We start from the raw sequence: 10,820 nt of genomic DNA on the forward strand, positions 1-10,820 counted from the left end.
CCCCGACCCGCACGGCGTGCGTCAGGCCTGTGCCAGGGTCAGCGACAGGGTCAGCGGCGGGCCGCGAAGAAGTCGACGAGCACGGCCGCGCACTCCTGGGCCAGCACCCCGCCGGTGACCTGGACCCGGTGGGTCAGCCGCCGGTCGCGCAGCACGTCCCACAGCGACCCGGCCGCGCCGGTCTTGGGCTCCCAGCAGCCGAAGACGACCCGCTCGATCCTGGCCAGCACCAGGGCGCCGGCGCACATCGTGCACGGCTCCACCGTCACCGCCAGCACGCAGCCCGAGAGGTTTGGCGAGCCGGACCGGGCCGCCGCCTCGCGCAGCGCCAGGATCTCGGCGTGCGCGGTGGGGTCGCCCAGCCGCTCACGGGCGTTGGCCGCGGTGGCCAGCACCGAGCCGTCGGGACCGGCGACGACCGCACCGATCGGGACGTCGTCGCTCGCAGCGTCAGACCGGGCGGCCGCGAGCGCGGCGCGCACCAGGGCCTCGTCGCGCGGCCGGGCCGGCCAGCCGGTCAGACCTTCTCCAGCAGGGCCGAGAACTGGTCGGCGAACCCGCAGCGCTGCGCGATCAGCGCCAGCTGCTCGTCCGGGTAGAGCTCGTCGTCGGCGACGATGAGCTGCATCTCCTGCTCCGGCACGCCGAGGTCGGCGAGCAGCGCCAGGTCGCCCTCCGGCCACGGCTCGTCGTCGATCTCGTCCTCCTCGGGGACGGCGACGTGCAGGGCGTCCAGCACGTCGGCCGCGAGGTCGTAGTCCAGCGCGGCGGTGGCGTCGGAGAGCAGCAGCGACGCGCCGCCGGGGACCGGCCGGACCAGGACGAAGAACTCGTCGTCCACGACGAGCATGCCGAAGACCGCGCCGGTCGAGGCGACGCGGCGCAGCGCGGTCACGACGCCGTCCAGGTCGTCGAGCACCTCGTCGGCGAGCAACGAGCACCTCCAGGTGCCGTCCTCGCGCACGACAGCGGCGCCGAATCCCGTACCAGCAGCCGAGTCCTGCGCACCTGAGGTCACCGGGAAGACGTTACGCAGGTTGGCCCGCGCGGGCTACGGGGCGGGTGGCCGGTGGACGCCGGCTCGGCCGCACGGTGGCGCTCCCGACGACTCGCCGAGCCGGACATTCCCCCCGCTGCTCCCCCGGCGCCCGTCTGGCCGCAGAATGACCCGGTGAGCGAAGCCACTCCGTTGTTCGTCGTCGGCCTCGGACTGATCGGCGGCTCGCTGGTGCGGGCCGCCACCGGCCACCGGGCGGTCACCGGCTGGTCCCCGAGCGAGGAGACCAGAGCCGCTGCGGCGCGCGACGGCGTCGCCGTGGCCGACTCGCTCGACGGCCTGCTGTCCACCGCGGCGGACCGGGACGGGCTGGTGGTGCTGGCCGCCCCGACGACCGCCTTCCCGCAGCTGCTGGCGCGGGTCAACGCCATGGCGCCGACGGTCCGGCTCACCGACGTCGGCAGCGTCAAGGCGCCGGTGCAGGAGCTGGCCGAGCGGCTGGCACCGCGCACCCGGTTCATCGGCGGCCACCCCATGGCCGGCACCGCGTCCTCGGGCTGGGAGGCCGGGTCGGCCGAGCTGTTCCGCGGCGCCGCCTGGGTGACCACGCTCACCGAGGACAGCGACCTGGATGTGTGGGCCGAGGTCGCGACGCTGGCGATCGAGGCGGGCAGCCGCGTGGTGCCGGCCGAACCCGAGGCTCACGACCGTTCGGTGGCCCGGGTGTCGCACCTGCCGCACCTGCTGGCGCTGGCCCTGGCGCAGGTCGGCGCGGAGGGCGGGCCGCTGGACCTGGCCCTGGCCGCGTCGTCGTTCGCCGACGGGACCCGGGTCGCCGGCACCCGGCCGGACCTGATCCGCGCCATGTGCGAGGGCAACCGCGAGGCCCTCGTCTCGGCGATGGACGACGCCCTGGGCATCCTGGGCGTCGCCCGCGGGTCGCTGGCGTCCACCGGGTCGCTGCAGCGGATCACCGCCGCCGGGCACCAGGGCCGCGCCGACTTCGACTCGCGGGAGGCGGGCCTGGAACCGGCCGAGCTGTCCGGCGAGGACATGGTGGAGCAGCTGCTGGCCGTCGGCTCCTCCGGTGGTCACGTGGTCTCGGTGGACCGTGACGCCGACGGCGGCGTCGTCGCCCGGGCGTTCGTCGCGCTCGAGGACTGACCCTCCGCCGCCCGCACCGGCCTGCGGACCTCGCGCACCTGCCCTCCGGCGGTCGACACCGGCGCGACGCCCCGGTGGACAACCCACCCGCCGGCACCCGGCACGCCCTACCCTGAGTCGTGCCGCCGCCGCTCCGCCAGGAGGGGCGGCGCCGTCACCGACCGGGTCACGGGGCGGAGGAGAGGGCACATGCAGCGCATCGCCGGTTTCATGCGGACGTACTGGACGCGGGGCACACCGGGCCGCCCGACCCCGCGCAGCCTGGCCGTCTTCATGCAGCGGATGTGGCTGCTCGCGCTGACCTTCAAGCTGCTCGGCTCGTCCTGGGACGTGTCCTGGCACTTCAAGTGGCTGCGCGACGACTTCGCGCCGCCGCACCTGCTGAACACCGTGGGCACCGGCATCGCGATCGGCCTGGTGCTGGCGCACACCTTCACCGGGTACGGCGCCGAGCGGACGTCGCTGCGGATCATGCAGTGGGGCACCGGCATCTTCGTCGTGGCCGGCCCGATCGACGTGATCAATCACCGGATCAACGGGCTGGACCTGACGGCGTGGTCGCCGTCGCACCTGATGCTCTACCTCGGCACGATGATCATGGTCATCGGCGTGATCCGGAACTGGTACCGCAGCTATCCGCGGGACCTACGGTTCGGCCGGCTGAACCAGTGGACCGCGGGCCTGGTGCTGCTGTTCGCGTTCCTGTTCGAGGACTTCTTCTTCCCGACCGGCCAGCAGGAGTACGGCATCCTCGAGGTCGGCTCGTGGCTCCGCGGCGCGCCCTACGCCGAGCCGTCACTGCTGTCCTTCGCCGCCACGCAGCTGGGCCGGCCCGTGGACGACGTCGCCATCCAGCACTTCGCCATGCCGATCGCATCCTGGGTCTACCCGGTGTGGGTGCTGGTGGTCTGCGTCGCGGTCCTGGTCGCCGCGCGGCTGCTGGTCGGCGTCCGCTGGACCGCCACGCTGGTCGTCGCGCTCTACGTCGCCTACCGCTGCATCATCTGGCCGCTGCTGGTGGTGAGCACGTTCCCGCCCAGCTCGCTGCCGCTGTGGGTGCTGCCGGTCGGTGTCGCCGTCGACCTGGTGTTCCTGGTGCCGCGCCTGCCCGCCGTCGCCCGCGCCGTCGTCGGCGCCGTCGTGGTCGGTGCGGTGGGCTACGGGGCGCTGCTGCTGTCGGCCGTGGTCACCGGCACCCCGACCGACCTGGGCCACCAGGACATCGCCGGCTGGCGGGCCGACTGGGCGGCGGGCGCCTACCTGTGGACCCCGCCGGTGGCGTGGTGGTCCGCCTGGATCGCGGTGCCCGGCCTGGCCGTCAGCTGGGCGGTCGTGGAGATCGTGGTGGCCCGCCGCGCCGGCCGCGACACCGCACGGCCGCCGGCGCTCGCCGTGACCTACGGGTCCGAGCCGCTGCGCGGGTCGGACAAGGTCCTGCGCGGCTGGCCGGACGGCACCGTCGCTCCCTCGGGCGGCCGGGCACGGCCGGCGCCGACGGGGCGCCCGGCCGGGCGGCCCGGTCCCACGCCGGCGCGCCGGCGGGAGCGGGTCAAGGCCGGCCGCCGCTGACCGGACCGGGCGTCGCCGCTGCCGGCGCTGCCGCCGCTGCCGGTGCGGTCCGCATCAGCTCCGGCTCCAGCTGCGGCTGGACGTGGGGGCCGCGCCCTCAGAAGGGCGTCACGGCGGTCCGGGTGAGCACCACCGCCACGCCGAAGGCGACGGTCAGCACGACGAGTTCCCAGCCGCACCACACGGCGATGGCGGTCGGCCGGCCCTCGGCGATGCGCGGCATCAAGCGGGTCCGCACCACCAGGGCGATGCCCGCGACGGCCGCCATGCAGACCGCCTTGGCGACGACCAGCACCCCGTACCGGGTGTCCACCAGCGACCATGGCAGGTGCGTCACCGGGGACAGCGCCAGCTCCAGCAGGCCGTTGAACACCCCGGTGACGCCGACGACGAACACGCACCAGGTCGCCAGGCGTGAGAACTTCGGCAGCGCCAGCGACAGCAGCTCCGGCCGGCGGGTCAGGAAGACGATGACCCCGAGCAGGCCACCGGCCCACACGCTGGCGCCGGCGACGTGCAGCTCCATCGACATCATCGACAGGTCGTGGTACTTCCAGTTCGACGCGTGACCGGTCAACGGCAACGGCAGCAACCCGAACACCGCGACACCGACCCGCAGCTCCGCGGGCACCCGCTCGCCATGCCGGATCGACACCCGGGCGAGCCACAGGGACAGCGCGGCGCAGCCCGCCGACAGCAGCAGACCCTTGCCGGCGGCGATCTGGCCGATGTACGTCCACACCGCGCCGGGGGTGGGCGCCTGGCCGAACTCGGCGGTCAGCAGCACGATGGCGGCCAGTGCGGACAGGCCCCACACGGCACTGGTCCACACGGCCAGCGGCCGCACCCGGCTCATCACCGGCTCCGACAACTCGGCCCGGTCGAACCCCAGGAAGAGGCTGAGCAGGGCGAGCCCGGCAGTGGCGACGGCGCCGACGTCCAGCAAGGTGCGGACCAGTGGGATGCCGTAGGTCACCCACGCCCCGGGCCCCGGGATGCCGGGCACGGCGGGCTCCTGCGTCAGTCCGGCCCCGACCAGCGCGGCGACCACGGCCGCCGCGACCAGCAGCGCGGCGAAGGCACCCGAGCCGCGGACCAGACCGGCGAAGCGGCTGCCGTCCACCGGCCGCGGGATGCCGCGGGTCCGCGGCGCACGCGAGCCGGTCGGTGCGGGATCGGCCCGCCGGGCCGGCGTGGAGGTCACCGGTTCATGGTGACACGCAGCCCGCCCGGAGCCGCCGGACCGGTCCCCTCGGTCCGGTCCCGGCCGGTCAGCGGACCCGGTCGACCCGCCGCACGTCCCACACCGGCACGGCGGACTCGGCGACCGAGGCGTCCGCGTGGAAGACCAGGAACGAGTCGAAGGTGCGCGCGAAGGCGCGGTCGTGCGTCACCGCGACCACGGTGCCCTCGAACGCGGCCAGGGCGTCCTCGAGCGACTCGGCGGACTCCAGGTCCAGATTGTCGGTCGGCTCGTCGAGCAGCAGCAGCGTGGCGCCGGACAGCTCGAGCAGCAGGATCTGCAGCCGGGCCTGCTGGCCGCCGGAGAGCGAGTCGAACGTCTGCTCCCCCGCCCGGGCCAGCCCGTACCGGTCCAGCGCGCGGGCAGCCTGCTCCCGTCCCATCCCGGCACGGTGCTCGTCGCCGCGGTGCAGGATGTCCAGCAGGGTCCGGCCGGCCAGCTCCGGGCGGCTGTGCGTCTGCCGGAACCAGCCGGGGCGCACCCGCGAGCCCAGCACCGCGCGGCCCCGGTGCCGCACCGGCTCGACGGGGGCGCCGGCGACCGGCCGGTGCTCGACGTCCGGGTCGCTGCCGCCCTGCGCCAGCAGCCGCAGGAAGTGGCTCTTGCCCGACCCGTTGGCGCCGAGCACGGCCAGCCGTTGCCCGTACCAGATCTCCAGGTCGAACGGTCGGACCAGCCCGGTGAGCTCCAGGCCCGTGCACACCACCGCCCGCTTGGCGGTGCGGCCGCCGGACAGCCGCATGAGCACCCGCTGGCGGATCGGCACCGCCTGGGGCGGTCCGGCCTCGACGAACTTGGCGAGCCGGGTCTGCGCGGCGTGGTACCGGGACGAGAGACCGTCGTTGTAGGCGGCCTTGACCTTGTACATCTGCACCAGGGCCTTGAGCTTGGCGTGCTCCTCGTCCCAGCGCCGGCCCAGCTCCTCCAGCCGCGAGTTCCGGTCGTCCCTGGCCTGCCGGTACGAGTCGAGCCGGCCGCCGTGCACCCACGACACCGCGCCGGCCACCCCGGGCTCCAGCGTGACGATCCGGGTCGCCGCCCGGGCGAGCAGTTCCCGGTCGTGGGTGATGAGCAGCACCGCCTTGTCCGTGCCGGCCAGCCGGTTCTCCAGCCAGACCTTGCCGGGCACGTCCAGGTAGTTGTCCGGCTCGTCCAGCAGCAGGACCTCGGCGGGGCCGTCGAGCAGGAGCTCGAGCACGACCCGCTTCTGCTCGCCCCCGGACAGGGTGTCCACGCCGCGGAACTTGGCGCGGTCGTACGGGATGCCCAGCGCCGCCACGCACGCCTTGTCGTAACGGTTCTCCCAGTCGTACCCGTCGGCGTCGGCCCACTCCGCCAGCGCGTGCGCGTAGGCCATGGCGGTCGGCTCGTCGTCGGTCTCCATCATCGCCAGCTCCGCCGCGTCGACCGCGGCGGCGGCCCGCCGCACCGGCTCGGGGCTGACCGAGAGCAGCAGGTCGCGCACCGTGGACCCGTCGCGCACGCCGCCGATGAACTGCGGCATCCAGGCCCAGGTGCCCGAGCGGGTCACCGCTCCGTCCTCGGCGTCGACCTCGCCGGTGACGATGCGCAGCAGGGTGGTCTTGCCGGTGCCGTTCGGCCCGATCAAGGCGGTCACCGTGCCGGCCGACAACCGGAACCCGACGTCGGCCAGCAGCGGCCGGCCGTCCGGCAGCGAGTACGAGATGCCCGACAGCTCCAGGTGCGCCACGAGGGCAGGCTGCGCGAGCGGAGCGGGCCCGTCAAGCCGGTTGCCGGCCGCGGCCCGCTCAGGCCAGCGCCGAGCCCTTCCGCCACTCCGGCCACGGGATGTTCCAGTCGCCGAAGCCGTCGGTCGGTGCGAGCCGGGTGCTGGTGCCGGTGACGGTGACGATGTCGCCCCAGCTGAACGTGTCGTAGAACCAGCGGGCCGCGTCCGGAGCGATGTTGATGCAGCCGTGCGAGACGTTGCGGACGCCCTGATCGGCCACCGACCACGGCGCGGAGTGGACGAAGACACCCTCGTTCGAGATGCGGACGGCCAGCGGGATGTCCTTGTCGTAGCCCAGGTCGTAGCTGGTCGGCAGCCCGTACGAGGCCGAGTTCATCCGCTTGACCGGGTACTTCTCCTGCACCACGTAGGTGCCGGACGGGGTGACGAACGAGATGGCCCGGCCGCCCACGGTGATCTCCCGGTTCATGCCCATCGACACCGGGATGGTCCGGACCTTCCGCCCGTCGACGAACACCTCCATCCGCTTGGTGGCGTCGTCCACCTTGGCGATCTTGGCCGGGCCGACGGTGAGCCGCAGGGTGCGGTCGGTCTCGCCGTAGAGGCCGTCGCCGAGATCGACCCCGTACACCGCGGCGTCGACCTGGATCCGGGTACCCGGCTTCCAGTAGTCGCGCGGGCGGTAGTGCAGGGTCCGGTCGTCCCACCAGAACCACCGCCCCTCGACCGCCGGGGTGGTGGTCACCTTCAGGGCCTTCTCGGCGGCGACGCGGTCGGCCGGGGCCTTGTCGTAGATGACGACGAGAGGTTGGCCGACGCCGACCGTCCTGATGTCCGGGCTCGGCATGAAGGACGGGTAGACGGTGTCGGCCGGGGTCAGCGTGGTGAAGGCCAGGTCGGTGGACGTGGTCCGGCCGGCCGGGTCCGTGGCGGTCGCCGCGACGGCGTACCGGCGCCCGTACCCGAGCGGTTCGGTGGTGGTCCAGGTCCGGCGGTCGCGCGAGAGCGACCCGTCGACGCGCCGGCCCTCCGGGTTGGTGACCCGGACGTCCGTCAGGATCCCGCCGCTGCTGCGCACGACGACCGGCGCGATCGGCGACACGCCGTCGGCGTCGGCGGCCGGCACAGTGCTGATCCGGGCGGCCGGCCGCGCCGGCGACGGGGTGGTGGGAGTCACCGCGGGACCGGTGAACGACGGCAGCGGCGCGGCCACGGTGCCGCTCGGCGCCCCCGTCGTCGCGGTGGCCGAGCCATTGGATCCGGACGGCGCGTCGGCGGGAGCGGACCCGCCGGGCACGGTGGCCGGCGCTGCGGACGGGACGGTGACGGCCGGCGAAGCGGCGGAGCCCGTGGTGGTGGCAGAGCCGCTACTCGCGCTGCCGGCGCTGCTCGGCGCGGCGGCGGAGGTGGCCGGCGGGGCGGTCGCCGAGGGCGCGGCGGTGCAGGAGGCCGCGACGAGAGCGCCGGCCAGGACGGCGGCGGGCAGCAGGTACCGGGTACGGCGGTGACGCGGGGTCGGGGTGGCGAAGGGGGGCATGGCGATCCTCTGAGCGGAGCCCGCGGGGATGCGGGAGGGGGACCTGGACGGCAGGCCGGCACGGGCCGGCGGCGGTCGCCGACGAGGGGTCGGCGCCGGATGCGGTCAGGTCCGCAGTACGCAGAGGGTGACGGGGACGTCGCCGGGGCCGGGCCGGGCGCGGCCCTCCCGCGGGGCGACCGGCGCCGCGGGTGCGCGTTCGCTGCGTCGCACCAGCACGGCCGCCAGCGCCAGGCCAAGCACCAGCGCCAGCACGCAGTCGGCCAGGCCGCCGTCGTGCAGCGGGATGCCGGGTGACCGTTCGGCCGGCACGACCGCCGACGCGACAGGGACGCCCACCGGCTGCATCCACCCCGCCGACTGCACCGCCGGCGCCGGGTCCGTGCCGTGCTGCGCGAGCCCGGCCCGGCCGGTGGCGGCCGGGTGCGCGACGTCGTGGACGCCGCCGGCGACGGCTGCGGCGGGGACCGGCGAGGACAGCTCGGAGGCCCCGTGGTGGTCGGTGAGCAGGTGCAGCACCACGATGCCGGCCAGCACCGCGACGACCAGCACCCATCGCGCCGCGCGGGCGGCACGGGTGGCCGCCGCGGGGCGGCGGTCGGCGCGGGCGAGACTCACCGGTCCAGTGTCCGGGTTCGGCCGTGTTGCCGACGTGACCGCCCGGTACGGCGCGCCGCCGGGGCGGGTGACCGCCCGGGCCGGCCACCGAGTGGCGGACAGCGACCGGGTGGCGGGAAGCGACCGAGTGGCGGCAAGCAGCCGAGTGGCGGGCGGCGACGGGGGTCCGTCAGGCGCCGTCGCTGCCGAGCCGGCCGGACACCCGCCGCTCGACACCGCCCCACCGCCAGTAGGCCGCCGAGGCGCCGAACACCACGGCGAACAGGCCGACGACGAGGTACCCGACCGCCCCGAGGTCCAGGCCGGCGATCCAGCCGGTGACCGGGTCGTGCCAGCCGAGCTGCTCGTGCAGCAGCGACACCAGCTCGATGCCGCCGACCAGCAGCGCCACGGCCACCGACAGCCCGGTGGTCGTCAGGTTGTAGTAGATCTTGCGCACCGGGCGGTGCGCCGCCCACCCGTACGCCGCCTGCATGAACGCGCCGTCGAGGGTGTCCGCGAGGCTCATCCCTGCGGCGAAGACCACCGGCAGGGTGAGCACCGCGTACCAGGGCAGCCCCGTGGTGGCGCCGGTGCCGGCGAGGACCAGCAGGGCCACCTCGGTGGCCGTGTCGAACCCCAGCCCGAACAGCAGCCCGACGACGAACATCTGACCGGGTCGGCGGATGCGGGCCATCACCGGCCGCAGCACCCGGGCCAGCAGTCCCCGGCTCTGCAGCGCCCGCTCGAGCGCCGGCTCGTCGAGTGCACCGCGCCGCAGCCGCCGCCACACGCGGGCCATGCCGAGCAGGGCGGCCAGGTTCACCGCGGCCAGGGTGAGCAGGAACAGGCCGGACACCGACGTCCCGACGACGCCCAGCGTCCGGTTCGCCGGCGTCCCGTCCGAGAGCAGCGTGGCCGCGGCCGTCGCGGCGACGGCCAGCACCACGGTCAGGGCGAACACCACCGCGGAGTGGCCGAGCGAGAAGAACAGCCCCACCCCGGCGGCCGGGCGGCGGTCGCCGACGAGCTTGCGGGTGGTGTTGTCGATGGCGGCGATGTGGTCGGCGTCGAAGGCGTGCCGCAGACCCAGCACGTAGGCGGTGAGCGCGAGCCCGACGCCGAAGACCTGGTCCCCCACCGCGAAGTGGCGCGGCACCACCACGGTGAACAGGACGCCGAAGCCGACCACGTGCAGGGCGAGCACGACGAGCAGCGGGCGGACGGCGCCGCGGAGGTCGACCCCCCGACCGGGCGGCCGCTCGACCGCCGGCTCTGCCTGCACGCTGACCTCCCTGCGTCGCCGACCCGGATCGCAGCGGCCCGCTCACCGTAGCCCCGCAGAAGCGCACGCCCGCCCCGTGAGCCGCCGGTCCTGCGTCGCCCGCGGCCGCTGCGTGCGGTGGCCGGCCCGGCGGCGCGGCCGCTGCGTGCGGTGGCCGGTCCGGCGGTGCGGCCGCTACGGTGGCCGGACGGACGGCGCCCCGCGGCACCTGCCGCGGCCCGGGCGCCGGTGGCGATCGATCGAGAAGAGGCGCACGTGGTCGACTTCGGGGAACTGAAGAACAAGGCACAGGACCTGATCGCCGAGCACTCCGACCAGGTCAAGCAGGGCATCGAGAAGGTCGGCGGGCTGGTCGGGTCCCGGGTCGGTCACGACCGGGTCGACCCGGTCGAGCAGAAGCTGTCCGGGCTCGTCGACCGCATCGCCGACGGCCGGACGCACGGCGCGCCGGCCGATCCCGCGGCGCCCGCCACACCCGCCACCCCGTCGACGCCCGGCGATCCGGCGGCGCCCAGCGTTCCGGTGTCCGCGGACGCTCCGGGCGTCCCGCCGGTTCCCCCGGTGCCGTCCACGCCCGCGCCGAGCACGACGCCGCTGGTGGAGGGCGAGGACCTGCCGCCGGTCACCCGTCCGTCCGGCCCGTCCGCCGGCTGAGGCTGCCCACCCGGCGCAGCCCTCGACCGTCCGGCCGGCGGCGTTGACGCACCGGAGCGCACG

At 75.2% G+C, this 10,820-nt stretch carries 11 protein-coding genes; 4 read left to right on the forward strand and 7 right to left on the reverse strand.

What is annotated here, in order from left to right:
• Positions 1 to 50 precede the first annotated feature (50 nt).
• Positions 51 to 521, reverse strand: a complete 471-nt coding sequence (locus tag IEY37_RS03395) for a nucleoside deaminase (RefSeq protein WP_188940208.1) — start codon at positions 519 to 521, stop codon at positions 51 to 53.
• Positions 518 to 1,018 (reverse strand): tRNA adenosine deaminase-associated protein, encoded by a 501-nt coding sequence (locus tag IEY37_RS03400; RefSeq protein WP_188940019.1) that lies wholly within the window; start codon positions 1,016 to 1,018, stop codon positions 518 to 520. The genes IEY37_RS03395 and IEY37_RS03400 overlap by 4 nt, the downstream gene beginning before the upstream one ends.
• A 153-nt stretch (positions 1,019 to 1,171) precedes the next feature.
• Here IEY37_RS03400 and IEY37_RS03405 point away from each other — a divergent pair, with 153 nt between their 5' ends.
• Positions 1,172 to 2,161: a prephenate dehydrogenase gene (locus IEY37_RS03405; RefSeq protein WP_188940020.1), complete on the forward strand. Its 990-nt coding sequence runs from the start codon at positions 1,172 to 1,174 to the stop codon at positions 2,159 to 2,161.
• A 189-nt stretch (positions 2,162 to 2,350) separates the two neighbouring features.
• Positions 2,351 to 3,730 carry a hypothetical protein gene (locus tag IEY37_RS03410; protein ID WP_188940021.1) on the forward strand — a complete coding sequence of 460 codons (1,380 nt, stop codon included), beginning with the start codon at positions 2,351 to 2,353 and terminating at the stop codon, positions 3,728 to 3,730.
• A gap of 97 nt (positions 3,731 to 3,827) precedes the next feature.
• Here IEY37_RS03410 and IEY37_RS03415 read toward each other — a convergent pair whose 3' ends face one another.
• The 3 genes from IEY37_RS03415 to IEY37_RS03425 form a co-directional block, all read right to left on the reverse strand.
• A complete protein-coding gene (locus IEY37_RS03415; protein WP_229673719.1) occupies positions 3,828 to 4,934 on the reverse strand; it encodes a CopD family protein in 1,107 nt (368 codons plus the stop codon).
• Between the two features lie 67 nt (positions 4,935 to 5,001).
• Positions 5,002 to 6,684, reverse strand: a complete 1,683-nt coding sequence (locus tag IEY37_RS03420; protein WP_188940022.1) for an ABC-F family ATP-binding cassette domain-containing protein — start codon at positions 6,682 to 6,684, stop codon at positions 5,002 to 5,004.
• 58 nt (positions 6,685 to 6,742) lie between these two features.
• The gene (locus IEY37_RS03425; protein ID WP_188940023.1) at positions 6,743 to 7,861 is read right to left on the reverse strand and encodes a L,D-transpeptidase; all 1,119 of its coding nucleotides are present in this window, start codon (positions 7,859 to 7,861) and stop codon (positions 6,743 to 6,745) included.
• 10 nt (positions 7,862 to 7,871) lie between these two features.
• Between IEY37_RS03425 and IEY37_RS03430 the strand changes: the two genes are divergently transcribed.
• On the forward strand, positions 7,872 to 8,192 hold the full coding sequence (locus IEY37_RS03430) for a hypothetical protein (protein WP_188940024.1): 321 nt from the start codon (positions 7,872 to 7,874) through the stop codon (positions 8,190 to 8,192).
• Positions 8,193 to 8,326: 134 nt separating this feature from the next.
• Here IEY37_RS03430 and IEY37_RS03435 read toward each other — a convergent pair whose 3' ends face one another.
• Together IEY37_RS03435 and nicT are read right to left on the reverse strand one after the other, a co-directional pair.
• Positions 8,327 to 8,839: a hypothetical protein gene (locus tag IEY37_RS03435; RefSeq protein WP_188940025.1), complete on the reverse strand. Its 513-nt coding sequence runs from the start codon at positions 8,837 to 8,839 to the stop codon at positions 8,327 to 8,329.
• Positions 8,840 to 9,008: 169 nt separating this feature from the next.
• The gene (gene nicT / locus IEY37_RS03440; RefSeq protein ID WP_188940026.1) at positions 9,009 to 10,103 is read right to left on the reverse strand and encodes a Nickel transporter NicT; all 1,095 of its coding nucleotides are present in this window, start codon (positions 10,101 to 10,103) and stop codon (positions 9,009 to 9,011) included.
• A gap of 255 nt (positions 10,104 to 10,358) precedes the next feature.
• Between nicT and IEY37_RS03445 the strand changes: the two genes are divergently transcribed.
• A complete protein-coding gene (locus IEY37_RS03445) occupies positions 10,359 to 10,757 on the forward strand; it encodes an antitoxin (protein WP_188940027.1) in 399 nt (132 codons plus the stop codon).
• Positions 10,758 to 10,820: the final 63 nt, after the last annotated feature.

Origin of the sequence: Nakamurella endophytica (genome assembly GCF_014646215.1) — a bacterium.
Classification (GTDB): domain Bacteria; phylum Actinomycetota; class Actinomycetes; order Mycobacteriales; family Nakamurellaceae; genus Nakamurella; species Nakamurella endophytica.